Below are 23,739 nucleotides of genomic sequence, written 5' to 3' on the forward strand. Positions count from 1 at the left end.
CCCCCGCCTTTTCCCAGGAATGGGAACCCCCCCACGCTTCGATAATCCCTGCTGACGAATAGCGGCCTGCCGCTTCGCACGGAGCATGGATGTCCGAAGAAAGCGACCTCGAGAAAACCGAACCCGCCTCACCCCGGCGCCTGGAAAAGGCGCGCGAGGAGGGGCAGGTGGTGCGTTCGCGCGAGCTGGCCACGTTCATCATGCTGATCGCCGGCGTGACCGGCCTGTGGACGCTGGGCGGCCATCTGGGCCGCAGCCTGAACCAGGTGATGCAGGGGGCGCTGCGCTTCGAGCCGGCAACGGCGTTCGATACCTCGCGCATGCTGTCGCGCTTCGCCCTGATGGCGTGGGACAGCCTGCTGGCCTTCTTGCCCCTGCTGCTGTTGTTCGGCGTGGCCGCGCTGGCCGCGCCGCTGCTGCTGGGCGGCTGGGTGTTCTCGACCAAGTCCTTCGCGCCGCAGTTCTCGCGCCTGTCGCCGCTGGCGGGGCTGGGCCGGATGTTCTCCGCGCATTCGCTGGTGGAGCTGCTCAAGGCCCTGGCCAAGTCGCTGCTGGTAGGCAGCGTCGGCGCCTGGGTGCTGTGGAAGCGCCTGCCCGAGGCCATCGCGCTGATGAATGCGCCGGTGCAGGAAGCGCTGCTGCATATGGTCGACCTGGTCATGCATTGCTGCCTGGTGGTGTCGCTGTCGCTGCTGGTGGTGGCGGCCATCGACGTGCCGTGGCAGTACTGGGAGTTCTTCAAGAAGCTGCGCATGACCAAGGAAGAGGTCAAGCAGGAATTCAAGGAAAGCGAGGGCGACCCGCATATCAAGGGCCGCATCCGCCAGCAGCAGCGCGCCATGGCGCGCCGCCGCATGATGACCGAGGTGCCCAAGGCCGACGTGGTGGTGACCAACCCCACCCACTTTGCCGTGGCGCTGCGCTACGAGGAAGGGCGCATGGGCGCGCCGCGCGTGGTGGCCAAAGGCACCGGCGATATTGCCGCCCGCATCCGCGCACTGGCTGCCGAGCACCGTGTGCCGCTGATGTCGGCCCCGCCGCTGGCGCGCGCGCTGCACCGCCACGTGGAGCTGGGCCAGGAAATCCCCGCCGGACTCTATACCGCCGTGGCTGAAGTGCTGGCCTGGGTCTATCAACTGAAGCACTGGCACTACTCGCAGGGCCCGCAGCCGCAGGCGCCCGCGGACCTGCCGGTGCCCGATGAACTCGCCGTACCGGAAATGCGCGAATGAACGCTCTGAGCAACCTGTTCAACCTGCCCGGCCTGCGCTCCGCCGGCCAGCTCAAGGCCATGACCGGGCCGCTGCTGATCATCATGATCCTGGGGATGATGATCCTGCCGCTGCCGGCCTTTGTGCTGGACCTGCTGTTCACCTTCAATATCGCGCTGGCGATCATGGTGCTGCTGGTCAGCATGTACACGCAGAAGCCGCTGGACTTTGCCGCCTTCCCTGCGGTGCTGCTGTTCACCACGCTGCTGCGGCTGTCGCTGAACGTGGCGTCCACGCGCGTGGTGCTGCTGGAAGGCCATACCGGCCCGGACGCTGCTGGCAAGGTGGTGGAGGCCTTCGGCCACTTCCTGGTGGGCGGCAACTTCGCGGTCGGCATCGTGGTGTTTGCGATCCTGGTGGTGATCAACTTCATGGTGATCACCAAGGGCGCGGGGCGTATCGCCGAAGTCGGCGCGCGCTTCATGCTGGATTCGATGCCCGGCAAGCAGATGTCGATCGATGCCGACCTGAACGCGGGCCTGATCGACGAAGCCGCCGCCAAGAAGCGCCGCGCCGAAGTGGCGCAGGAATCTGATTTCTACGGCGCCATGGACGGTGCCAGCAAGTTCGTGCGCGGCGACGCGGTGGCGGGCCTGCTGATCATGTTCATCAACGTCGCCGCCGGCATGGTGGTGGGCATGGTGCAGCACGACCTGGACTTCGGCACCGCCGTGCACAACTACACGCTGCTGACCATCGGCGACGGCCTGGTGGCGCAGATCCCGGCGCTGGTGATCTCCACCGCCGCGGGCGTGATCGTGTCGCGGGTGTCGAACGAGCAGGACGTGGGCGAGCAGCTCACCGGCCAGCTCTTCGCCAACCCGCGCGTGCTGTACCTGACCGCCGGCATCATCGGCCTGATGGGCATCATCCCGGGCATGCCGCACTTTGCCTTCCTGCTGCTGGCGGGCGTGCTGGTGTGGATGGGCCGCTACGTCGCTCGCCGCGCGGCCACGCAGGCGCAGACCAGGCAGCGCGAAGAGCGCACCCCGGCGGTGGCGCAGGAATCGACCGAAGCCAGCTGGGACGATGTCACGCTGGTCGACCCGCTCGGCATGGAAGTGGGCTACCGCCTGATCACGCTGGTGGACCGCGCGCAGGACGGCGAGCTGCTGGGCCGCATCAAGAGCATCCGCAAGAAGGTGGCGCAGGAGATCGGCTTCCTGGTGCCGGTGGTGCATATCCGCGATAACCTCGAACTCAAGCCCAACGCTTACCGCATCACGCTCAAGGGCGTGGAGATCGGCCGCGGCGAAGCCATGCCGGGCCAGTGGATGGCGATCAACCCCGGCCAGGTCAGCGGCACGCTGCCGGGCGCGGCCACGCGCGATCCGGCCTTCGGCCTGCCGGCGGTGTGGATCGATGCGGGCATCAAGGAGCAGGCCCAGTCCTTTGGCTATACGGTGGTCGATGCCAGCACCGTGGTGGCCACGCACCTGAACCACCTGATCCACATGCACGCCGCCGAGCTGCTGGGCCGCCAGGAGGTGCAGGCGCTGCTGGACCGCATCGCCAAGGACTCGCCCAAGCTGACCGAAGACCTGGTGCCGAAGACCATCTCGCTGACCGCGCTGCAGAAGATCCTGCAGAACCTGCTGGACGAAGGCGTGCCCATCCGCGACATGCGCACCATCCTGGATGTGGTGGCCGAGCACGCGCCCAAGATCAGCGACCCGAACGAGCTGACCGCGATGGTGCGTGTGGCGCTGGGCCGCGCCATCACGCAGCAGCTGTTCCCGAACAATGCCGACCTGCAGGTGATCGGCCTCGATGCCGGCCTGGAGCGCGTGCTGTCGCAGGCGCTGACCAATGGCGGCGGAATCGAGCCGGGCCTGGCCGATGCGTTGCTGCAGCAGACCCAGGGCGCGGTCACGCGCCAGGAGCAGATGGGCATGGACCCGGTGCTGCTGGTGCCGTCGCAGCTGCGCCCGCTGATGGCGCGCTTCCTGCGGCGCACCATGCCGCAGCTGAGGGTGCTGTCGCATGCCGAAGTCCCGGACAACCGCAATATCCGCATCACCGCCATGATCGGCGCGTGAGGAGTCAAAGATGAGCGTAGCCAAGTTTGTCGCGGCCAACGGCCGCGAAGCCATGCGCCAGGTGCGCGAAGCCATGGGTCCGGACGCCGTGGTGCTGTCCAACCGCACCGTCGAGGGCGGCGTGGAGATCGTCGCCATGCGCGATATGGATCTGGGCAGCGTGCAGGCCACCGCGCAGGTCTACGTGCCACCCGCGCCGGTGGTCGAACCCGCCGCCATCGGCGACCTGCGCGGCGAGCTGCAATCGATGCGCGCGATGCTGGAGCGCCAGCTGGCCGGGATCAGCCCTGCCCCAAGCGCGGTTCCAAGCGCGGCAGCGCACGGCGTGGCCGCCAGCGACCCGCTGCGCGAATCCCTGTTTGAATGGATGGTCGGCGCCGGCTTCTCCGGGCAACTGGCGCGCACGCTGCTGGCGCGGCTGCCGCTGGGCTATGACCGCCCCGCGGCCATGGGCTGGATCCGCACCGAACTGGCAAGCAAGCTGCCGGTGCTGGGCGATGAGGACAGCCTGTTCGCGCAAGGCGGCGTGCTGGCACTGGTGGGTCCCACCGGCGTAGGCAAGACCACCACCACGGCCAAGCTGGCGGCGCGCTTCGTGCTGCGCCACGGCGCCGACAAGCTGGCGCTGCTGACCACCGACAGCTTCCGTATCGGCGCGCACGAGCAACTGCGCATCTACGGCGACATCCTGGGCGTGCCGGTGCATGCGGTAAAGGATGCCGCCGACCTGCGCTTCGCGCTGGCGGCGATGAAGGACAAGCACCTGGTGATCATCGACACCGTCGGCATGAGCCAGCGCGACCGCAGCCTGTCGGAACAGATCGCGATGCTGGCCGGCGTGCCGGCGCCGGTGCAGCGCGTGCTGCTGCTCAACGGTGCCAGCCACGGCGATACCCTCAATGAAGTGGTGCATGCCTACCGCCATGACGCCGCGCCCGATGGCGGCGGCATCGATGGCTGCATCATCAGCAAGCTGGACGAAGCCACCCACCTGGGATCGGTGCTGGACGTGGTGATCCGCCACCGATTGCCTGTCTTCTATGCCTCCACCGGGCAGCGCGTGCCCGAGCACCTGGAACTGGCCAACAGCACCGCACTGGTCGAGCGCGCCTTCCTGACGCCGCGCCGGGGCTCGGTGTTTGCCGATGCCGATGCCGCGCGCCGTGCCGCCGCTGGCGCGGGGGAAGAGACAACTGTGCGCGGTGGCGCCACCGACGTGCTGCGCTCGCTGACCGACAGCGCCGACGCGCTGGGCCAGTGCGTGGCCGAACTCAACGGCGCGGGCCTGGGCTTCGACCTGGCCCGCTCGCTGTGGCAACAGCGCAGCGCCGGCGCGCCCGCCCTGCGCGCGATGTCGCAGCAGGTGCGCGAAGCGGTCTGCCGCGACGTGACCCGCCAGTGCGAGCAGTACGTGCTGGCCTGCGCCGCCACGCTGCAAGTGGCCGTGCCCGGCCGCCGCACGCCGCAGCCGATGCAGCACACGCTGTGGCTCGCCGACCGCGACGGCATGCCGCTGGCCGCCACTGTGACCCCGACCGGCCGTGCCGGCCAGCCGTTGGGCGAGGCCGAGACCGATGCCGCCAGCCTGCGCGCCGCCATGAGCGCCGCGCGCAAGGTGGTCAACCTGATCGATGCCGTGCCGACCGCCGCCACGCTGGCGCGCTGGCAGCAGGCCGGCGAGCGCTGGGTGGGCGGCGCGCGCAAGACCGCGCGCGTGGTCAGCGCCGGCGCCGCCTGGAAGCTCGATGCGCTGGCCGACACGCTGACCTTCCACGCCGTGGGCGAGGACACCGTGCGCGAGCGTGAAGCCGTGCGCTGGCTGGCCAGCGCCGAAGTGCGCGTGCCGGACAGCCCGGCGCGTGGCAAGGGCACGCCCGAAGGCGGCATCGATGCCTGCCTGGTGGTGGCACGCCTGGCCGACCGCGCCACCGGCGAACTGCTGGATACCCGCTACCTGCTGTGCGATCCGGCGCTGGCGCAGGACGCCGCACAGGTAGCGCGCTGGGCCCTGTGGACCGACGCAGCCGATGCGCGCCTGCGCACGCTGCGCCACGCCATCGACCACTTCGCCCAGGACGCCGAAAACGGCCACGCCGCCGGCGCCGCGCTGGCCGCGTTGCAGCTGGGCCTGTCCGTGCTGCGCCTGGAACACGCGCCGACCGCGGCCGCGCCCGCCTTCCTCGCGCGCCTGGCTGGCCGCACCGTGCGCCAGGGCGTGCCGGTGCCGGGCACGGTGCTCAATGAAGGCATGGGCCGCATGCTGGCATTGCTCGACGTGCTGGAAAACTATCCGGGCCGCGGCAGCGCCGTGTCCGCTGAAACGATGGAGGTGCTGCAGTGAGCGCCCTCGCCATGGACCAGGCCGAGAGCCTGCGCCGGATGCTGGCGCCGCGCACGACGCGCCGCATCGCCGTGGTCGCCAGCGAACGCGGTGCCGGCGCCACCACCGTGGCGCTGGGCTTGTCGCACGCGCTGGCCATGCAGGGCGAACGCGTGCTGCTGGTCGACGAAGACGCCGCCGCGGCGCGCGCCACGCGGCTGTCCGGCGCCAGGCCCGCCGGCACCCTGGCCGATGTCAGCGCAGGCCGACTGCCGCTGGACGCTGCGGCAGGCACCGGTCCCGGTGGCGTGCTGTCGGTGCTGCAGGCTGGCCGGCCTGTGCCGGGCAGCGCCTTGCCGGCTGCTGCTGCGAGCGGTTTCCGCAGCGTGCTGGTGGATGCCTGCGTCGATGCCGACGGCGCGCTGTCGGCGCTAGCGGGCAGCGCGCACAATGTGCTGATCGTGATGCGGCCTGAGCTGGCGTCGATCACCGCCGCCTATGCCTGCATCAAGCGCCTGCACCACTTGTATGCCTGGCGCCAGTTCCACCTGATCGTCAACATGGCGGCGAGCGAGGCTACGGTGCAGGCGATCCTGCGCAACCTGGCGCGCACGGCCAGCCAGTACCTGGGCGTCGAGGCGCTGTGCGCGGGCTGGCTGCCGTCGGACCCGCTGGTGGCGCGCGGCGTGCAACTGGGGCGCTGCGTGGTCGAGGCGTTTCCGGCGGCGCCGGCCACCACCGCGCTGCGCCGCACCGCCGGCAGCATCGGCGCCTGGCCGCTGCGCGCGGACACGTCCGCCCCCGCGCCCGCAGCCGCAATGGCCTGAGCCTGCCAGCCATGCCATCCAACCGAACCAGACCCTGAGCCAGCCCCCGCCGCACGTTGCGGCGGTCCAGCAATCCAGCATTCACGAGAATTGCACCATGTACACGATCCAGGGAAAGCTCGAACAGGCCGATGTGGTCAAGGCGCATGCACAGCTGGTGCGCCGCATCGCCCTGCAACTGGCCGCCAGGCTGCCTGCCAGCGTGCAGATCGACGACCTGATCCAGGCCGGCATGATCGGCCTGCTGGATGCCGCCAAGCGTTATGAAGACACCCACGGCGCGCGCTTCGAAACCTATGCCAGCCAGCGTATCCGCGGCGCCATGCTTGACGAGGTGCGCGCCAACGACTGGCAGTCGCGCAGCCTGCGCCAGTTCACCCGGCGCATCGAGCGCACGCAGCGCGGGCTGGAGCAGAAGCTCGGGCGCGCACCGGTCGACTCCGAAGTGGCCGAGGCCATGGAGATGGCGCTGGACGAATACCAGTTGCTGCTCAATGAGGTCTATGGCTGCCAGCTGCTGCACTACGAGGATTTCGAGCGCTCCGGCGAAGAAGACTTCCTGGACCGGCACCTTGGCGGCAGCGATGACGGCAACCCGCTGACCGTGCTGATGGAAAGCGGCATGCGCGAGGCACTGGTGCGCGCCATCGAACGCCTGCCCGAGCGCGAAAAGCTGGTGCTGTCGCTGTGCTATGACCAGGAACTGAACCTGCGCGAAATCGGCGCGGTGCTCGATGTGACCGAGTCGCGCGTGTGCCAGATCCGCGGCCAGGCGATCACGCGGCTGCGCAACCAGTTGCGCGGCTTGCTGTGATGCAGGCGCTGGGCCGCGCCGCGCGCGGCGCTTGCTGGCTGCTGGCTGCCGTATCGGCCTGCGCCTGGGCCGCCATTGAGGGCGGCACCCGCCATGCCTGGACCGGATCGGTCAACGGGCCGGCACTCCACTGCCGCGGACAGCGCGCGGTGTCGCCGCCGATCCTGCCCACCGGCGTCTTGCCGCAGTCAGAAGGGGTCATCACCTCGGTGCGCTGGCGCTACAGCTTCGCCAAGACCCCACCGCTGGAACTGCAAGCCTATCTCTGCAATGCCCAGCGCTGCGTGCTGCTGCCGCAGGCGGAAGGGAAGACCGATGCGTTCTTCGGGGATGATGCCACCAAGGGCTTTGTATTTGCGTTCCGGGTGCCGGGGCAGGGGAGCCTGGTGCCGGTGCTTCAGGGGCGGAGTAATGAGGTGGTGGTGGGGTTTCGGTAGGAGTGAATGTTCCGTTCTTTCGTCACTTCTGAATAAGTGACGAAAGAACGGAACATCTGGCGATCCCCTCAACCCGCCGCCAGACTCACCCCACCCACCCCAGCCGCCGCCTTCCCATCCTTCCCATACAACCCCGCATCCCCGCCACTATGCTGGCGCAGCGCCTGGATGGCTTCACGGGTGAAGTCGAGATGGGCGTCCACAACCGCCCCGTTGAGCGCATTGGCGTCACGCGCGGTGCGGGCCGCAAAGATCAGCCCGCGCCAGGCATCGGCCACCGCCGGTTCGACCTGGCGGCCGAGCAGCTGGCCTTCGGGGCCGGCGCGCAGGCCCAGCGCGCCCATCTGGGCTTCGCGGGCCTTGAGTTGGCGGGACAGGGCCTGGCCCAGTTCAACCTTGCGCGTCAGCAGTCCGCTCAGGGACTGGAAGTCGCCCCGCTTGAGGGCGTCGCGCTCTTCGGCGAGGAGTTGGCCGAAGGCCTGGATGCCTTCGGTTTCGCGCTGCAGGGACTGGATCAGGCTCTGGTTCATTTGGGCTATCGCGGTTCAGCCTGGCCAAGCTCGCGCAGGGTCGCGAGCAGGCCGTCGGCAATCTTGCCCGGGTCGATCCTGATCCGGCCCTCGGCGATGGCCTGGCGGATCTCTTCGACCTTGGCGGTGTCGATATCGTCGTCCGCGGGCTGCGTCAGGCGGGCGCTGATGTCGCGCACCTGGGCGGCCAGCGGGCTGACGCTCAGGCCGGCGGACGGCGCCGCGGCGCTGGCCGGCGCGGCCTGGGGCCGGGCGGCGGCGGCGTCCGCGGGGGCGTCGGCGGGCCGGGACGAGGCGGTGTGGTTGATCTTCACGGGGCGTTCCTTGCTGGTTTCCTATGGCATTACGGTCGCGCCGGCGAATTCTTTAGGGCGCTCGCCCCGATTTCGCCGCGCGGCGGTTTCGGCGGCATTTTCGCATGCCGCCCGCCACGGGTTTCCAGTCTTTTGGCCACGATCAAGGCACTTTCGGGGGGTTACTGCAGCACCACGGTGTCACCGCTGCGCACCAGCCCGTTGACCACCTGGCCGCTGCGCAGGCGCACCTGCACGGTGTTGCCGGTGGCGGCGTCGGCCAGCACCTTGCCTTCGCTGGTGATCTGGAAGGCATCGCCTTCCACGGCCACGGTGACGGTCTGGCCCTGGCGCACGGCGATGGCCTTGCGCAGCAGGTCGGCGCGTATCGGCGAGCCGGCGGCAATACGGTTGGCGGTGACCGCGCCGGCAAGCTGCGCCGGGTCGGTGATCACCGCGCGCGGCAGCGTGCCCAGGTCGCCCTGGCGGACTTCGATATCGGCCTGGCCGACCGGCTCGCCCGGGCCCAGCGCGCGCGCGGCGACGTAGTAATCGGTCAGCACCGCCACGCGCGCCTGCATGTAGCGCACCCACGGCCGCTCACCGCCGCAGCGCACGCCGACGGAGACGCGGCCCCACGGCGACGTGCCGGCGGGCAGGAACGGGTCGGGCGCAAGGCAATCCGGCGCGCGCCCACCCGAAGGCGGTGCCACCTGCACGCTGACCTTGCCCGGCAGGCCGGCGGTCTGCTGCAGCAGGAAGCGTTCCACGGCAACGCGCGCGGGGTCTTCGGCAAAGGGGCTGGCAGCGGGATTGCCTGCATGAGCGGCCTGCTGCTGCCCGTGCGCGGCCGGCGCCTGCATGGCGACGGGCATGACCTGCGCGGGCGCGGCACCGGCGGCGGCCGGGCCAAGCAGGCAGGCCGCCAGCAGGGCTTGCGCCAGGCTGCGGGCGTTGCGGCGATTCTGTTTCATCTGGACTTCCCGGCAAGGACGGCACGGCATGCACGGCATGCCTGGCGCCCGGCCCCGTGACTGGCTGCGCGCCCCGTTTACATCTGTCATCGGGGTCCCATTGTAGGCAGCCCCTCGCGCGAGGGCGGGCCGAAATGCATGGATTTCCCGTCCTTATTCATCCGATTGGCGTGACAGGTCGCCGCCTAAGATGGCAACCCTGAAGAAGGTCGTTCGCTCCGTTCATGTGAGCAGGGAGATGCCAGGATGATTGACAGACTCGACGCGGCACTACGTTTCCAGCAGGAAGCGCTGAGCCTGCGCAACCAGCGGCAGTCGGTGATTGCCTCCAACATCGCGCACGCGGACACGCCCGGCTACAAGGCGCGCGATTTTGATTTCTCCAGCACGCTGGCGCAGAGCGTCGAGCGCGGCCATCGCAATGAAGGCATGTCGCTATCCACCACCTCGGTGCGCCATCTGCCCGCGCAGGCCCCGGGGCGCGAGGAATTCGACCTGGCCTACCGCATCCCGCTGCAGTCCAGCGTCGACGGCAACACCGTGGAAATGGATGCCGAGCGCGTGGCCTTCGCCGACAACGCCGTGCACTTCGAGTCCGGCCTGACGGTGATGAATTCCAAGATCAAGACCATGCTGGCCGCGATCCAGCAATAAATCGAGCAGTAAGGGAGAGAGCGCATGCCGGCAATGAACATCTTCGACGTCGCGGGCTCGGCCATGGCCGCGCAGTCGCAGCGCATGAACGTGACCGCTTCCAACCTGGCCAATGCCGACAGCGTGGTCAGCCCCGACGGCCAGGCCTATCGCGCCAAGCAGGTCGTGTTTGGCATGGCGCCCACGCCGGGGCAGACGGACATCGGCGGCGTGCAGGTGCGAGGCGTGTCGGAAGACCCGTCGCCGCCGCGCATGGTGCACAACCCCACGCACCCCATGGCCAATGCCCAGGGCTACGTGGTGATGCCCAACGTCAATCCGGTGGAAGAGATGGTCAACATGATCTCGGCCTCGCGCTCCTACCAGGCCAATGTGGAAGTGCTCAACACCGCCAAGAACATGATGCTCAAGACGCTGACGATCGGCCAGTGACAAGCCCCGGCCTGTATCGGCAACGCCTCCACCAGCACGCAGACAACGAACCGACATGACAACCACCTCCGCGGTAGGCAGCAACACCCAGGGCATCAACGACGCCCTCAAGAGCGGCAGCGCCAGCGCGTCCGAGCTGCAGAACAACTTCCTGACCATGCTCGTCACGCAGATGAACAACCAGGACCCGCTCAATCCGATGGACAACGCGCAGCTGACCTCGCAGCTGGCGCAGATCAGCACGGTCAGCGGCATGCAGACCATGAACGCCACGCTGTCGCAGTTGCTGTCGCAGGTCAGCGCCAGCCGCGCCATGGACTCCGCAGCGCTGATCGGCCATACCGTGATGGTGCCGGGCAAGCAGGTGTCGGTGGCAGGCGGCGTGCCGGGCAAGTTCGGCCTGGACCTGCCGTCGACCGCGGATGCGGTCACCGTCGACGTGCTCGACAAGGACGGCAACGTGGTGCGCACCATTGACATGAAAGGGCAGACCGCGGGCGTGCACAACGTCGCATGGGACGGCAAGAACAACGCCGGCGCGGCCGTGGCCGACGGCGACTACACCTTCAAGGTGACCGCCACCGCCAACGGCACCTCGGTGCAGCCGGTGGCGCTGGTCTACGGCAAGGTCCAGAGCATCAGCGGCGACGCCAGCGGCGTGCTGGTGGACCTGGGCGACGGACAGACCGCGAACGTCGACGACGTGCGCCGCATTCTCTAGTACGCAGGTGCCGGCAGCGCACAGGCGCCGGCCGGCTTCAACGACAGCCTAGTCAAAAGGAAGCAATCATGGGTTTCGGTCAAGGGGTAAGCGGCCTGAACGCCGCCGCGTCCAATCTGGACGTGATTGGCAACAACATCGCCAATGCCAACACGGTTGGCTACAAGCAATCGGCAGCGCAGTTTGCCGACATCTACGCGGGCACCAAGATCGGCCTGGGCGTGCGTGTGAACTCCGTGGTCCAGTCGTTCAACCAGGGCAATATCGAGGCCTCCGGCCGCTCGCTGGATGTGGCCATCACTAACGGCAATGGTTTTTTCCGCCTGACCAGCCCGGAAGGCGCGGTCTACTACTCGCGCAATGGCCAGTTCCAGCGCCAGGAAGACGGCCGCATCACCAATATGCAGGGCCTGCAAGTGACCGGCTATCCGGCAGGCGTGGCTGGCGGCGCAGGCGTGCAGCCGCAGCCGCTGGTCATCAGCAACGCCCAGATGGAGCCCCGCGCCACCAGCAGCATCACCGCCAAGTTCCAGCTGGATTCGCGCGCTACTGTGCCGACGCAGGCCTTCGCCAGTGCGGCCGGCTCGCCGCCGACCAGCAATATGTTCAACTACAGCACGGCGATCAACGTCTATGACTCGCTGGGCAACAAGCAGCAGCTGATGGCGTACTTCGCCAAGTCGGCAGGCGCCCCGACCGTCGCTGGTGGCACCGACTGGCGGATGTACGTGACCGACGTCAACGGCAACGCGGTCGGCGGCGCACCGGTCACGCTCGCGTTCGACAACGCGGGCGCTCTGCAGTCGCCCGCGGCCGGCGCCGTCACCCTGACCCAGCCGGCCGTCAACGGCGCGCAGGCCATGGCGATGAAGCTGGACCTGACCGGCACCACCCAGTTCGGCGCCGACAACGACGTCAAGCAGCTCAGCCAGAACGGCTACACCTCGGGCAGCCTGCTGGGCTTCTCGGTCAATGGCGACGGCACCATCACCGGCAACTATTCCAACGAGCAGACCAAGCCGCTCGGCCAGATCGTGATGGCCGCATTCGGCAACGTCGAAGGCCTGAAGCCGGAAGGCGACAACGTGTGGTCGGCCACCGGTGCCTCCGGCCAGGCGCTGGTCGGCGCGGCCGGCGGCAGCATGGGCACGCTGCGCTCCAATGCGGTGGAAGCTTCCAACGTGGACCTGTCCGGCCAGCTGGTCAACCTGATCGTTGCGCAGCGCAACTACCAGGCCAATGCGCAGACCATCAAGGCGCAGGACACGGTCATGCAGACCCTGGTCAACCTGTGACCGCCACGCTGAGCTGAGCCGCCGCCATGGACCGCATGATCTACACCGCCCTGTCGGGCGCCAAGCAGATACTCGACCAGCAAGCGGCGGTATCGAACAACCTCGCCAACGTCTCCACGCCGGCCTTCCGCGCGCAGGTCAACCTGTACCGCGCGGTGCCGGTGGTGGGGCCGGAGGCGGGCACGCGCGCCTTTGCGCTGGCCTCGACCCCCGGCGCCGACATGCGCGCCGGCCCGCTGACCTACACCGGCCGCACGCTGGACGTGGCGCTGCAGGGCAACGGCTGGCTGGTGGTGCAGGCCCCGGACGGCAGCGAAGCTTACACCCGTGCCGGCGCGCTGCAGGTGGCGCAGGACGGCCAGGTGCAGACCATCTCCGGCCTGCCGGTGATGGGCGACGGCGGTCCGCTGGCGGTGCCGCCGGGCTCGCAGGTAACCATCGGCACCGACGGCACCATCACCGCGCGCGGCCCCGGCGAAGCCTCTGCCGGCCTGGCGCAGGTGGGCCGGCTGCGCGTGGTCAACCCGCCCAACGACGCCATCGCGCGCGGCGATGACGGCCTGTTCCGCCTGCGCCCCGGCGCGCAGCCGCTGGAGGCCGATCCCACCGTGCGCGTGATCTCGGGCGCGCTGGAAGGCAGCAACGTCAACCCGACCGAAGCCATGGTCGAGATGATCGCCAATGCCCGCCGCTTCGAGATGCAGATGAAGATGATCCAGGGCGCCGACGGCAACGAGCAGCGCGCCAACCAGCTGCTCTCGACCAACTGACCTGAATGACTGACCGGCACGGCGCGCCGTGCCAGCACCAACGCAAGGACCACCATGATCCGCTCTCTCTGGATTGCCAAGACCGGCCTCGATGCGCAGCAGACGCAGATGGACGTGATCTCGAACAACCTGGCCAACGTGTCGACCAACGGCTTCAAGCGCGGCCGCGCGGTGTTCGAGGAACTGATGTACCAGACCATCCGCCAGCCCGGCGCGCTGTCATCGGACCAGACCACGCTGCCTTCCGGCATGCAGCTGGGCACCGGCGTGCGCCCCGTGGCTACCGAGCGCATCCACACCCAGGGCAACCCGCAGCAGACCGGCAATGCCAAGGACGTGGCCATCCTGGGCCAGGGCTTCTTCCAGGTGGCGCTGCCCGACGGCACCACCGCCTACACCCGCGACGGCTCGTTCCAGGTGGACCAGAACGGCCAGCTGGTGACCTCCAGCGGCTTCGTGATCCAGCCTGCCATCACCATCCCGGCCAACACGCTGTCGATGACCATTGCGCGCGACGGCACCGTGTCGGTGACGCAGCCGGGCTCCAGCGCCAACGTGCAGGTGGGGCAGCTGCAGCTGGCCACCTTCATGAACCCGGCCGGCCTGGAAAGCATGGGCGAGAACCTGTACGTGCAGACCGATGCCTCGGGCGCGCCCAACACCACCGTACCGGGCCTGAACGGCGCTGGCGTGGTGCAGCAGAACTACGTGGAAGCCTCCAACGTGAACGTGGTGGAAGAGCTGGTCAGCATGATCCAGACGCAGCGCGCGTATGAGATCAACAGCAAGGCCGTGCAGGCATCCGACCAGATGCTGCAGCGCCTGTCGCAACTGGGTTGACTGGTGTGAACATGGCCACCTTGCTTTCCCGCCTGGGCGCGCATGCGCTGGTTTGCCTGGCCGGCGTGGCAATGCTGGCCAGCGGCGGCTGCGCGCTGATGCCGCGCGAGCCGCTGGTGCAACTGCCCACCACCGCGCGCGCAGAGCCGCGGCCGATGGGGCCGGCCACCGGTTCGATCTTCGCGTCCTCGTATGCTGGCAACCCGCTGTTCGAGGATCGCCGTCCGCGCAATGTCGGCGACATCCTGACGATCGTCATCACCGAGAACGTCAACGCCAGCAAGAACTCGGGCACCAACGCCAGCCGCAACGGCAACACGTCGCTGGCATTCGACGCCGTGCCCAAGGCGCTGGCCGGGCTGTTCAGCAGCAGCTCGAACGCCAGCATCAATGGCGCCAACACGCTCAAGGCCAGCGGCGGCGCCAGCGCGGCCAACACCTTCAACGGCACCATCACCGTCACCGTGCTTGAGGTGCTGGCCAACGGCAACCTGGTGGTCTCCGGCGAAAAGCAGATGGCCATCAACCAGGGTGCCGAGTTCATCCGTTTCTCCGGCGTGGTCAACCCGCGCACGATCACCGGCGACAACGCCGTGCCCTCAACCCAGGTGGCCGATGCGCGCATCGAATACACCGCCAAGGGCGTGATCGACGAAGCGCAGAACATGGGCTGGCTGCAGCGCTTCTTCCTCAATGTTTCTCCGTTCTGACCGCGCCATGTCTGCTCCGATGCTCGCCCGTTTCCTGTCCCGCCTGCTGCGCCTGAGCGTGATCAGCCTGGCGCTGGGCGTGGCCTTTGGCGCCTTTGCCAGCGTCGCCAAGGCCGAGCGCCTGAAGAACCTGGCCACGTTCCAGGGCGTGCGCGAGAACCCGCTGGTGGGCTACGGCCTGGTGGTCGGCCTGGACAACACCGGCGACCAGACCATGCAGACGCCGTTCACCACGCAGAGCCTGACCAACATGCTCTCGCAGCTGGGGATCACGCTGCCGGCCGGCAAGAACATGCAGCTCAAGAACGTGGCGGCGGTGATGGTGACCGCCTCGCTGCCCGCGTTCGCGCAGCCCGGCAGCCAGCTGGACATCGTGGTGTCGTCGATGGGCAATGCCAAGAGCCTGCGTGGCGGCACGCTGCTGATGACCCCGCTCAAGGGCGCCGACGGCCAGGTCTATGCCATCGCCCAGGGCAATATGCTGGTGGGCGGCGCGGGCGCGTCAGCCAACGGCAGCAAGGTGCAGATCAATCAGCTGGCGGTGGGGCGCATCGCCAACGGCGCGATCGTCGAGCGCGCGGTGGCGCCGTTCCAGCCGGATGGCGGCGTACTCAACCTGGAACTGAAGGACACCGATTTCGGCACCGCCGAGCGCGTGGTGGAGGCCATCAACCGCTCCATGGGCGGCGGCGTTGCCGCGGCGCTGGATGGCCGCGTGGTGCAGGTGCGTGCGCCGGCCTCGGCGGCTGCGCGCGTGGGCTTCCTGGCCCGCATCGAGAATATCGACGTGACCCCGGCCAAGGCCGCGGCCAAGGTGATCCTGAACGCCCGCACCGGTTCCATCGTGATGAACCAGGCCGTGACCGTGGAAGACTGCGCGGTGGCGCATGGCAACCTGTCGGTGGTGATCAACACGCAACCGGTGATCAGCCAGCCCGCGCCGTTCAGCGGCGGCCAGACAGTGGTGGCGCCGGTGTCGCAGATCGACATGAAGCAGCAGGGCGGCTCGCTGCAGATCGTCAAGGCGGGTGCCTCGCTGGCCGCCGTGGTCAAGGGGCTGAACGCTCTGGGTGCGACTCCGGCCGACCTGCAGACCATCCTGGAGGCCATGCGCGCGGCCGGGGCGCTGCGTGCCGAGCTGGAAGTCATCTGACCATGAACACGGCACGACCCCCGCAGGCGGCGGAGCTGACGCAGCGCTTCGCGCTGGACACGCAGGGCTTCGAGGCGCTCAAGCACAGCGCGCGCGGCGGCGCCGACGCCAATACGCTGCAGGCAGTCGCCAAGCAGTTCGAGGCGGTGTTCACGCAGATGGTGCTCAAGAGCATGCGCGATGCCACGCCGCAGGATGGCCTGTTCGACAATGAGCAGAGCAAGCTCTATATGTCGATGATGGACCAGCAGCTGGCGCAGCAGATGTCGTCGCGCGGCATTGGCCTGGCCGATGTGATGGTGCGCCAGCTGGCGCGCGCCACCGGCACGCCGATGCCGGCCGGCATGAATGCCATGAGCCCGGCCGAATCAGGCAAGGCCGCGGATGCCGAGATGGCAAGGCTGCTTGACAGCCGCGGCGCGGGTGCCATGCCTGCCGACGCCGGCGAGCTGGCCGACCTGCCTGCCATCGGCACCATCGTGCCGGGGCAGAACTGGAATCCCACCGCAGGGCTGCGCCAGTATCAGCCGCAATCCTATGCGGATCGCGGCCAGGGTGACGACCGGCTTGGCAGGCTGCCGGACGACGCGCCGGCCCACGTCAGCGCCTTTGTCGCCCGCATGGCCGGACCCGCGGAAGCCGCCGCGCGCGCCAGCGGCGTGCCGGCGCGGCTGATCGTAGGGCAGGCCGCGCTGGAATCAGGCTGGGGCCAGCGCGAGATCACGCACGCCGACGGCTCCACCACCTTCAACGTCTTCGGCATCAAGGCCGGCGCCAGCTGGAAGGGGCGCGTGGCCGAGATCACCACCACGGAGTATGTCGACGGGCAGCCGCAGAAGGTGCGGGCGAAGTTCCGTGCCTATGGCTCGTATGACGAGGCCTGTGCCGACTATGCCCGCCTGCTGACCAACAACCCGCGCTATGCGGGCGTGGTCAGCGCGGCGTCCGCTGAAGAGGCGGCGCATGGCCTGCAGCGCGCGGGCTATGCCACCGATCCGGCGTACGGGCACAAGCTGGTGAAGATCATGAAGAAGGTGGCGGCCTGAGGGCAGGGGTGTTGCACTGGCGCCGGCCGTAGCTGACACCGTATGAACGCGGCTCCTCTCTCCCGCACGCGGGAGAGGGGAGCAAACCAGCCGGGATCTGGAAAGCGCCACTTCCACACCTAAAGTCCCGCCCCAACCAGCCGATAACTTCCACATCCACCACCGCCGGCCCTTGCCGCGGCAGTCCCATCAATCCGGGGTCAGAGCACAATGTCTCTCTTCAGTATTGGTCTTTCCGGCCTGAACACCGCGCAGAACGCGCTGACGACGACCGGCCACAACTTTGCCAATTCGGCGACCGAAGGCTATTCGCGCCAGAACACCATCGTGGCCTCGGCCGGCGGCCAATACACCAGCCAGGGTTTCTATGGCTTCGGCTCCAACACCACCACGGTGATCCGCGTCTATGACGAGTTCCTGACCGGCCAGCTGCGCGGCGCCACCTCGGCCAGCGCATCGCTGGCGGCGTACTCGGACCAGATCGCCCAGATCGACAACCTGCTCGCCGACCAGAAGGGCGGCCTGGCGCCGCTGATGCAGAAGTTCTTCGCGGCGGTGCAGGCCGTGGCCGACACACCGGCCGATCCGGCAGCGCGCCAGGGAATGCTGTCGGCGGGACAGGCGCTGGTGGGGCAGGTGCGCTCGGCCAGCAACTACTTCAAGCAGCTGCAATCGGGCGTCAACGAGCAGGTCGGCACCGCCGTCACGCAGGTCAACGCATATACCAAGCAGATTGCCAACCTGAACCAGGAAATCACCCGCCTGAAGGCTGCCTCCGGCGGCCAGCCGCCCAACGACCTGCTCGACCAGCGCGACCAGGCCGTGGCCGAGCTGACCAAGCTGGTCGGCGCCAAGGTGGTGGTGCAGGACAGCGGCACCTACAACGTCTTCGTCGGCAACGGCCAGCCGCTGGTGATGGGCAATGATGCGTACGCGCTGAAGGCGGTTGCCTCGGCGGCCGATCCCAACCGCACCGTGGTGGCCTACACCCTGCCCAACGGCAACGTGTTCGAGAGCGAGCCGGGCGCGATCACCGGCGGTTCGCTGGGCGGCCTGCTGCAGTTCCGCACCGAATCCCTGGACGCGGCGCAGAGTGCCATTGGCCGGCTGTCGCTGGCGATCGGCCAGCGCTTCAATGCGCAGCACAAGCTGGGCATCGACCTGAACGGCGCCATTGGCACCGACATGTTTGAACTGGGTAGCGCGACCTCGATCCCCAACGCCAACAACACCGTGAAGACCACGGTGGCAACGGCCAGGATCGACAATGCCTCGGCCCTGACCACCAGCGACTACAAGCTGCAGTTCGACGGTACCAACTACACGCTGACGCGCCTCTCCGACAACCAGCAGGTGGTCACGCCGGTGCCCGCCGGCGGCGCCAGCTACCCGCTGCAGTTCAGCGCCGACGGCTTTACCGTCGAGATCAACGCGGCGATGGGCACCAACGATTCGTTCACGATCCAGCCCACGCGCAATGCCGCCACCGGCTTCGACATGGCGATCAGCGACCCGGCCAGGATCGCCGCGGCATCGCCGGCTCGCGCCGACGCGGCGGCATCGAACAAGGGCAACGGAACGGCCAGCCTGGGCAAGGTCGCGCCCGGCTATTCACTGCTGTCCGGCACGATCACCGCCAGGTTCGACGGAGCCAACTATGTCTTCAGCGATGCCAACGGACCACTCGCGACCCAGCCAACGCCCGTGCCCAACGGCAGCAATACCGACTACACCCTCAACGGCCTGACCTTCAGCTTCGGCGGCACGCCCGCGACGGGCGACACCTTCACGCTGAGCAGCAACGCCGGCGCGGTCAAGGACAACGGCAACATGCTGGCGCTGGCCAAGCTGCAGAACGCCAAGACCATCGGCGGCGTGTCCAGCTTCAGCGAGGGCTATGCCCAGCTGGTCAACGACGTCGGCACGCGTGCCAAGTCGGTCAAGATCGCCTCTGCCTCGCAGGACAGCATCACCACCCAGATCAAGACCGCGCAGCAATCGGTGTCCGGCGTCAACATGGACGAGGAGACCGTGTCGATGCTGCGCTTCCAGCAGCTGTACCAGGCCAACGCCCGGGTGATCCAGACGGCCGGCACGCTGTTCGACACCATCATCGGCATCGGCAGGTAAGCGGCGGCACCCACCAGCGTCAGCAGAGTCAGAAGAGGTAACCAATATGCGCGTTGCAAGCTCCACCCTGTACCAGCAAGGCCTGGCTTCGATGAACTACCAGCAGGGCTCGCTGCTGCATATCCAGCAGCAGCTCGGCACCGGCCGCAGCATCCTGACGCCGTCCGACGACCCCGTCGGCGCCACCCGCGCGCTGGGCGTGAGCCAGGCCCAGGCCGTCAACGGCCAGTACGCTACCTCACGCAAGCAGGCCAATATCGCGCTGGCCGCGGAAGAGAACGCGCTGCAGTCGGTGACCACCGTCACGCAGAACATCCAGACGCTGCTGGTGCAGGCCGGCAACGGCACCATGAGCGATGCCGACCGCGGCTCGCTGGCCACGGCGCTGGAAGGCCTGTACAACCAGCTGGTGGGTCTGGCCAACTCCGACGACGGCAACGGCCAGTACCTGTTCGGCGGCACCCGCTCCGGCAGCGCGCCGTTCACGCAGAGCAAAGGTCCGGGCACCTATATCGGCGACAACGGCCAGCAACTGCTGCAGGTCGATGTGGCGCGCCAGATGCCCGCCGGCAACACCGGGCGCGAAGTGTTCATGAGCGTGACCGGCGGCGCCGGCTATGTGGTCAAGGGCAATGCCAACAACACCGGCAGCGCCACGTTCGGCACGGTGTCGACCACGAACCCGAGCGATCCCGACTACGGGCTCTCGATGGAGGTCAAGTTTGCGACCAATGCCAGCGGCCAGATGGAGTACACCATCACCAACCTGTCGGCAGGCACGACCCCCGCGCCGGTCGTGAAGGGGCCCGTAGCCTACACGTCGCCAGCCCATATCGACGTCGCCGGCGTCAGCTTCAACGTGACCGGCGATCCCAAGGACGGCGACACCATGACCATGGCTCCCGCCAGCGAGGCCGGCACCGACATGTTCGCCAACCTGCAGACCGTGATCGACACGCTGCGCCAGCCCACGCCCGACAGCAGCGATCGGGCCCATCTCGGCAACGTCATCTCCACCGCCACGCGCCAGTTCTCCAACTCGCTCGACAACGTGCTGACCGTGCGGGCATCGGTGGGTTCGCGCATGAATGAACTGGATGCGCTGGACGACGTGGGATCCAATCGTGACCTGACGTATGCGCAGACGCTGTCGGGGCTGCAGGATCTGGATTACGCGAAGGCGATTACCGAGTACTACCAGCGGCAGACGGCGCTGCAGGGGGCGCAGCAGTCGTTCATGCAGATACAGGGGATGAATTTGTTTAAGTATCTGTAAGGCGGGTGGGGCGCGGCGCTGATGTGCCTCCTGTTGTGAGGGACGAACTTTCCAACCTTTGTTCGTCCCTCACATCGCTAAACCTGAACCGGAAGAAGTCGCACTCGTAGATCGCGTTGAGCACTGAGTGCGGTCCAGTGCGGCTGCGCAATGGCGGAAGCCCAGTTATTGCGCAAACTAATGTGCTATTAGGATGGTGGAACCTCGGCCAGTCAGGAACCACGTATGAAGTGTGCCTAAGCCTTTCGCCTCAATGGCTCCCCGCTCTTCCACAAGGAACTCTCTTCCAAGCAAGCGCCGCGTGGCATCCGTCAATTGCACGCGCCCGGCGACACCGTGGGATTCCATCCGGCTGGCAGTGTTAACCGCATCACCCCATAAATCGTAGATGAACTTCCGTTTGCCAATGACGCCGGCGACCACTGGGCCACTATTCAGTCCGATCCGCATCCGCAACCCGAAGCCCCTGCACTGCCTTAGCCCCGTGCAGTCTCGTACCGGCTGGCGGGAAGCGCCTCGCGTTCGTTCGCCGCATCCTGCAAGCGGAAGTCGAACCGGATCCGGGTGAATGGGGCGGTGATTTCGAGCGACTCGTACCCTGCAGTGCTTTTAGCCTGCTCAAGCTCCACAATGAGCCCGTCACGCGTGGCAAAGGCGAAATCGTCGTCCAGGTAGGTGTCTCCCGGAATGTTGACCTGTGTGGTCAGCGCACGCTTGCCCTCACCGGAAACGAGGAAGTGGATATGCGCGGGGCGGTTGCCGTGACGGCCCAGCAGATCGAAGAGCTCGGATACGGGGCTGTTGGGCGGAATCGCGTAACCGGGCGGCAGGAAGCTGCGGAAGCGATAGCGGCCGAGTTCGTCGGTCTCGATGCGGCGGCGCAGGTTGTAATCTGGCTGGGACGGGTCGAAGTGGGAGTAGCGACCGAATTCATTGCAGTGCCAGACGTCGACCACGGCGTACGGCACGGGTCGGCCATCGGTGCCGAGCACCTGCCCTTCCATGACGAACGGTGTGCCCTTGTCCTCGTTGCCGGCGTCCAGACGAACCTCGTTGCGGCACAGCGGGGCGCCGGGCACGTAGAGCGGGCCCTCGATGGCGCGCGACGTGCCAGAGGCGCGTGCGGCAGCCAGGTCGGCCTCATCCTCGCGGATGTCGAGCAGGCGGTCGAAGCCGAGACCGGCGGTGATGAGGCCGATCATGTCGGCCTGCCCCAGACGGGTTAGCCATTGGGCGGCGGCCCAGAACTCATCTGGCTTGACGTCGAATTCGTCGATGGTGCGGAACAGGTCGCCGACGATGCGCGCGGTGATGGCGCGCACGCGCTCGTTGCCGTCCTTGCCGATGCGGCGGCTGTTCACCAGTTCAAGCAGTTGTGCGGCATGCATTTCAGCCATGATGGAGTCTCCTTTTGTTTTGGGGTATTGATGGTTGGAAGCGGCGCAGGGCCGCCGTGCTACAGATCCAGAACGATGCGGGCCGTGCGCGAGCGCGACACGCAGGCACAGATTTGCTGGTTGGACGCCTTCTCCTTCTTGGAAAGGCAGTTGTCGCGGTGATCCGGCTCGCCCGCGATCACGGGCACCACGCACGTGCCGCAAATGCCTTCGCGGCATTCGGTGTCGATATCGCAACCAGCGGCCTGCAGGGCATCGACGAGCGAAATGCCTGCCGGGACGACAATGACCTTTCCACTCTGCGCCAGTTCGGCCTCGAAGGCTCCGGCCGGCAGACTCGCCGCCTCGGGATCGGCCTGGAAGTGCTCCAGGTGAACCGCATCCGGCCCAATGCTGCGTTCGCCCTCCTCGACGACGCGGCGCATGAAGGCCGCAGGTCCGCAGGTATAGGCGAGCGCGCCCGGCGTTGCCTTCGCCATGCAGCCGGCAAGCACTTGCCCGACCGCATCGCGCTCCTTGGCGATGTGGAACGTCACCTTGCCCTCGAACGCTTCGGACTCCAGCAGATGGACAAAGGCGGCATGCTCGCGCGAGCGCACAAAGTAGTGCAGGTGATACGGCTGGCCGATCTGGTTCAGACGGTACGCCATGCTAAGCAGCGGCGTGATGCCGATGCCGGCGGCGAACAGCAGGTACTCACTGGCGCCCGCCGCGAGGCTGAAGAGGTTGCGCGGGGCGCTGATCGATAATTCCTCGCCTTCTTGCACGCTCTCGTGCAGGGCAGCGGAGCCACCGCGCGAGGCGTCCTCGCGCTTCACTGCGATCAGGTAGCCAGACGTATCGTCGGGCGGGCTGCACAGGGAATACTGGCGTGTGACGCCGGTCGGCCCGAGCACGTCGACGTGAGCCCCCGGCTCATACGGCGCAAGCGCCGCGCCATCACAGGGCACGAGGCGGAATGAGCGAATGCCGACTGCCTCTTCCACAACCTTTTCGACTCTGACTTTGTACATGACTACCCTTCCAGACTAACTACCTTAAACCAGTTTTCGCGCGCAAGATCAGCGCATCAGGAGGCCGCCGTTCGCGTCCCAGTTGGCCCCGGTGACCGCGCCCGCGGCGTCGGCGGCCAGCAGCAGCACGACATCCGCCACATATTCGGGCGACCCAAGCCGCTGGACGGGGATCGACCGGCGAATCGCGTCGAGCCGATCCGCCGGCACGGTTTCGTGCACGATCGGCAGGTCCAGCGGACCAGGCGAGACGCAGTTCACGGTCACCCCATGCGCAGCCAGCTCGCGCGCGAAGACTTTGGTCAGGACCGCGACGCCACCTTTTGCCGCGGCGTAGTGCGCGCCAGTGGCGGTGCCGCCGCTCTGGCCGGCGAGCGATCCGATGTTGACGATGCGGCCGAAGCCGCGCTGCGCGAAATGCGCGCCGAACACCTGCGAGCCGACGAAGGTGCCGCGCAGGTTGATGGCCACCACCTGGTCGAACTCTTCAGGGCTGATATCCATCAGCGCCGACACTTTGGACTTGCCAGCGTTGTTGACCAGCACGTCGGTGCCGCCCCAGCGCTCCTGCAATGCCGCCAGGGCTGACTCGAACGCGCTCTTGTCGGTCACGTCGAGGGCAAGGCCGATGGCCGATGCGCCGGAGGGATCCAGTGAATCGGCGACGGCGCATGCCGCACGGAAGTCGAGGTCGCCAAGCGCCACCCGGTACCCGGCGGCGTGCATGCGGCGCGCGATGACTTCGCCGAGGCCGCGGGCGGCGCCGGTGATCAGGGCAACTCGTTGCATGATGCCTC

Annotated in this window: 23 protein-coding genes and 1 pseudogene; 17 read left to right on the forward strand and 7 right to left on the reverse strand. The window is 67.7% G+C overall.

All coding sequences use genetic code 11. The features are described 5' to 3' along the window. The first annotated feature begins 89 nt into the window (after positions 1–89). The 6 genes from flhB to AC3WON_RS22175 all read left to right on the forward strand — a co-directional run bounded on the left by flhB (position 90) and on the right by AC3WON_RS22175 (position 7,708). A complete protein-coding gene (gene flhB, locus AC3WON_RS22150; RefSeq protein ID WP_492352770.1) occupies positions 90–1,232 on the forward strand; it encodes a flagellar biosynthesis protein FlhB in 1,143 nt (380 codons plus the stop codon). After that, on the forward strand, positions 1,229–3,310 hold the full coding sequence (flhA, locus tag AC3WON_RS22155) for a flagellar biosynthesis protein FlhA (RefSeq protein WP_492352771.1): 2,082 nt from the start codon (positions 1,229–1,231) through the stop codon (positions 3,308–3,310). The genes flhB and flhA overlap by 4 nt, the downstream gene beginning before the upstream one ends. A 10-nt stretch (positions 3,311–3,320) precedes the next feature. Next, positions 3,321–5,651 (forward strand): flagellar biosynthesis GTPase FlhF, encoded by a 2,331-nt coding sequence (gene flhF / locus AC3WON_RS22160; RefSeq protein WP_492352772.1) that lies wholly within the window; start codon positions 3,321–3,323, stop codon positions 5,649–5,651. An 11-nt stretch (positions 5,652–5,662) separates the two neighbouring features. Next, positions 5,663–6,457 (forward strand): MinD/ParA family ATP-binding protein, encoded by a 795-nt coding sequence (locus tag AC3WON_RS22165; RefSeq protein ID WP_492352794.1) that lies wholly within the window; start codon positions 5,663–5,665, stop codon positions 6,455–6,457. Positions 6,458–6,554: 97 nt separating this feature from the next. Beyond that, entirely contained in the window at positions 6,555–7,271 is a 717-nt protein-coding gene (locus AC3WON_RS22170) for an RNA polymerase sigma factor FliA (RefSeq protein WP_492318128.1), read from the forward strand. Then, positions 7,271–7,708, forward strand: a complete 438-nt coding sequence (locus tag AC3WON_RS22175; RefSeq protein ID WP_492318127.1) for a flagellar protein FlhE — start codon at positions 7,271–7,273, stop codon at positions 7,706–7,708. The genes AC3WON_RS22170 and AC3WON_RS22175 overlap by 1 nt, the downstream gene beginning before the upstream one ends. Before the next feature lie 68 nt (positions 7,709–7,776). Here the strand turns inward: AC3WON_RS22175 and AC3WON_RS22180 are convergent, their stop codons facing one another. The 3 genes from AC3WON_RS22180 to flgA form a co-directional block, all read right to left on the reverse strand. Next, positions 7,777–8,238: a flagellar protein FlgN gene (locus tag AC3WON_RS22180; protein WP_492352773.1), complete on the reverse strand. Its 462-nt coding sequence runs from the start codon at positions 8,236–8,238 to the stop codon at positions 7,777–7,779. Between the two features lie 5 nt (positions 8,239–8,243). Next, on the reverse strand, positions 8,244–8,552 hold the full coding sequence (gene flgM, locus AC3WON_RS22185; RefSeq protein WP_492318125.1) for a flagellar biosynthesis anti-sigma factor FlgM: 309 nt from the start codon (positions 8,550–8,552) through the stop codon (positions 8,244–8,246). A gap of 161 nt (positions 8,553–8,713) precedes the next feature. Next, the gene (flgA, locus tag AC3WON_RS22190) at positions 8,714–9,505 is read right to left on the reverse strand and encodes a flagellar basal body P-ring formation chaperone FlgA (protein ID WP_492318124.1); all 792 of its coding nucleotides are present in this window, start codon (positions 9,503–9,505) and stop codon (positions 8,714–8,716) included. 246 nt (positions 9,506–9,751) lie between these two features. Between flgA and flgB the strand changes: the two genes are divergently transcribed. The 11 genes from flgB to flgL all read left to right on the forward strand — a co-directional run bounded on the left by flgB (position 9,752) and on the right by flgL (position 20,532). Then, positions 9,752–10,159: a flagellar basal body rod protein FlgB gene (flgB, locus tag AC3WON_RS22195; RefSeq protein ID WP_010812668.1), complete on the forward strand. Its 408-nt coding sequence runs from the start codon at positions 9,752–9,754 to the stop codon at positions 10,157–10,159. A 24-nt stretch (positions 10,160–10,183) separates the two neighbouring features. Further along, positions 10,184–10,591 carry a flagellar basal body rod protein FlgC gene (gene flgC / locus AC3WON_RS22200; protein WP_010812667.1) on the forward strand — a complete coding sequence of 136 codons (408 nt, stop codon included), beginning with the start codon at positions 10,184–10,186 and terminating at the stop codon, positions 10,589–10,591. A gap of 55 nt (positions 10,592–10,646) precedes the next feature. Further along, positions 10,647–11,312 carry a flagellar hook assembly protein FlgD gene (gene flgD, locus AC3WON_RS22205; protein ID WP_010812666.1) on the forward strand — a complete coding sequence of 222 codons (666 nt, stop codon included), beginning with the start codon at positions 10,647–10,649 and terminating at the stop codon, positions 11,310–11,312. 68 nt (positions 11,313–11,380) lie between these two features. Beyond that, on the forward strand, positions 11,381–12,607 hold the full coding sequence (flgE, locus tag AC3WON_RS22210; protein WP_492318122.1) for a flagellar hook protein FlgE: 1,227 nt from the start codon (positions 11,381–11,383) through the stop codon (positions 12,605–12,607). Positions 12,608–12,633: 26 nt separating this feature from the next. Next, on the forward strand, positions 12,634–13,377 hold the full coding sequence (locus AC3WON_RS22215; RefSeq protein WP_492318121.1) for a flagellar basal body rod protein FlgF: 744 nt from the start codon (positions 12,634–12,636) through the stop codon (positions 13,375–13,377). 54 nt (positions 13,378–13,431) lie between these two features. Further along, a complete protein-coding gene (gene flgG, locus AC3WON_RS22220) occupies positions 13,432–14,217 on the forward strand; it encodes a flagellar basal-body rod protein FlgG (protein ID WP_010812663.1) in 786 nt (261 codons plus the stop codon). Between the two features lie 11 nt (positions 14,218–14,228). After that, positions 14,229–14,927 (forward strand): flagellar basal body L-ring protein FlgH, encoded by a 699-nt coding sequence (flgH, locus tag AC3WON_RS22225; protein WP_492318120.1) that lies wholly within the window; start codon positions 14,229–14,231, stop codon positions 14,925–14,927. Beyond that, positions 14,911–16,080: a flagellar basal body P-ring protein FlgI gene (locus tag AC3WON_RS22230; protein ID WP_410054210.1), complete on the forward strand. Its 1,170-nt coding sequence runs from the start codon at positions 14,911–14,913 to the stop codon at positions 16,078–16,080. The genes flgH and AC3WON_RS22230 overlap by 17 nt, the downstream gene beginning before the upstream one ends. 2 nt (positions 16,081–16,082) lie before the next feature. Beyond that, positions 16,083–17,126 carry a flagellar assembly peptidoglycan hydrolase FlgJ gene (flgJ, locus tag AC3WON_RS22235; RefSeq protein WP_492318119.1) on the forward strand — a complete coding sequence of 348 codons (1,044 nt, stop codon included), beginning with the start codon at positions 16,083–16,085 and terminating at the stop codon, positions 17,124–17,126. A 210-nt stretch (positions 17,127–17,336) separates the two neighbouring features. After that, complete coding sequence (gene flgK / locus AC3WON_RS22240; protein ID WP_492352774.1) at positions 17,337–19,256, forward strand: flagellar hook-associated protein FlgK; 1,920 nt, start codon at positions 17,337–17,339, stop codon at positions 19,254–19,256. Between the two features lie 46 nt (positions 19,257–19,302). Beyond that, the gene (gene flgL, locus AC3WON_RS22245) at positions 19,303–20,532 is read left to right on the forward strand and encodes a flagellar hook-associated protein FlgL (RefSeq protein WP_492318117.1); all 1,230 of its coding nucleotides are present in this window, start codon (positions 19,303–19,305) and stop codon (positions 20,530–20,532) included. A gap of 177 nt (positions 20,533–20,709) precedes the next feature. Here flgL and AC3WON_RS22250 read toward each other — a convergent pair. From AC3WON_RS22250 to AC3WON_RS22265, 4 genes and pseudogenes are all read right to left on the reverse strand, one after another. Then, a pseudogene (locus tag AC3WON_RS22250) lies at positions 20,710–20,991 on the reverse strand (adenylate/guanylate cyclase domain-containing protein); the annotation flags it as partial. Between the two features lie 17 nt (positions 20,992–21,008). Next, positions 21,009–21,929, reverse strand: coding sequence for a dioxygenase family protein (locus AC3WON_RS22255; RefSeq protein ID WP_492352775.1), 921 nt, complete (start codon positions 21,927–21,929; stop codon positions 21,009–21,011). Positions 21,930–21,988: 59 nt separating this feature from the next. Continuing rightward, complete coding sequence (locus tag AC3WON_RS22260; protein WP_492352776.1) at positions 21,989–22,942, reverse strand: PDR/VanB family oxidoreductase; 954 nt, start codon at positions 22,940–22,942, stop codon at positions 21,989–21,991. A 48-nt stretch (positions 22,943–22,990) separates the two neighbouring features. Further along, on the reverse strand, positions 22,991–23,734 hold the full coding sequence (locus AC3WON_RS22265; protein WP_492352795.1) for an SDR family NAD(P)-dependent oxidoreductase: 744 nt from the start codon (positions 23,732–23,734) through the stop codon (positions 22,991–22,993). Between the last annotated feature and the right edge of the window lie 5 nt (positions 23,735–23,739).

The organism is Cupriavidus sp. FW305-46, from assembly GCF_058787075.1.

Coding starts and splice junctions, on each gene's coding strand:
- flhB (WP_492352770.1), top strand. CDS start 90: ATGTCCGAAGAAAGCGACCTCGAGAAAACCGAACCCGCCTCACCCCGG.
- flhA (WP_492352771.1), top strand. CDS start 1,229: ATGAACGCTCTGAGCAACCTGTTCAACCTGCCCGGCCTGCGCTCCGCC.
- flhF (WP_492352772.1), top strand. CDS start 3,321: ATGAGCGTAGCCAAGTTTGTCGCGGCCAACGGCCGCGAAGCCATGCGC.
- AC3WON_RS22165 (WP_492352794.1), top strand. CDS start 5,663: ATGGACCAGGCCGAGAGCCTGCGCCGGATGCTGGCGCCGCGCACGACG.
- AC3WON_RS22170 (WP_492318128.1), top strand. CDS start 6,555: ATGTACACGATCCAGGGAAAGCTCGAACAGGCCGATGTGGTCAAGGCG.
- AC3WON_RS22175 (WP_492318127.1), top strand. CDS start 7,271: ATGCAGGCGCTGGGCCGCGCCGCGCGCGGCGCTTGCTGGCTGCTGGCT.
- AC3WON_RS22180 (WP_492352773.1), bottom strand. CDS start 8,238: ATGAACCAGAGCCTGATCCAGTCCCTGCAGCGCGAAACCGAAGGCATC.
- flgA (WP_492318124.1), bottom strand. CDS start 9,505: ATGAAACAGAATCGCCGCAACGCCCGCAGCCTGGCGCAAGCCCTGCTG.
- flgB (WP_010812668.1), top strand. CDS start 9,752: ATGATTGACAGACTCGACGCGGCACTACGTTTCCAGCAGGAAGCGCTG.
- flgC (WP_010812667.1), top strand. CDS start 10,184: ATGCCGGCAATGAACATCTTCGACGTCGCGGGCTCGGCCATGGCCGCG.
- flgD (WP_010812666.1), top strand. CDS start 10,647: ATGACAACCACCTCCGCGGTAGGCAGCAACACCCAGGGCATCAACGAC.
- flgE (WP_492318122.1), top strand. CDS start 11,381: ATGGGTTTCGGTCAAGGGGTAAGCGGCCTGAACGCCGCCGCGTCCAAT.
- AC3WON_RS22215 (WP_492318121.1), top strand. CDS start 12,634: ATGGACCGCATGATCTACACCGCCCTGTCGGGCGCCAAGCAGATACTC.
- flgG (WP_010812663.1), top strand. CDS start 13,432: ATGATCCGCTCTCTCTGGATTGCCAAGACCGGCCTCGATGCGCAGCAG.
- flgH (WP_492318120.1), top strand. CDS start 14,229: ATGGCCACCTTGCTTTCCCGCCTGGGCGCGCATGCGCTGGTTTGCCTG.
- AC3WON_RS22230 (WP_410054210.1), top strand. CDS start 14,911: ATGTTTCTCCGTTCTGACCGCGCCATGTCTGCTCCGATGCTCGCCCGT.
- flgJ (WP_492318119.1), top strand. CDS start 16,083: ATGAACACGGCACGACCCCCGCAGGCGGCGGAGCTGACGCAGCGCTTC.
- flgK (WP_492352774.1), top strand. CDS start 17,337: ATGTCTCTCTTCAGTATTGGTCTTTCCGGCCTGAACACCGCGCAGAAC.
- flgL (WP_492318117.1), top strand. CDS start 19,303: ATGCGCGTTGCAAGCTCCACCCTGTACCAGCAAGGCCTGGCTTCGATG.
- AC3WON_RS22255 (WP_492352775.1), bottom strand. CDS start 21,929: ATGGCTGAAATGCATGCCGCACAACTGCTTGAACTGGTGAACAGCCGC.
- AC3WON_RS22260 (WP_492352776.1), bottom strand. CDS start 22,942: ATGTACAAAGTCAGAGTCGAAAAGGTTGTGGAAGAGGCAGTCGGCATT.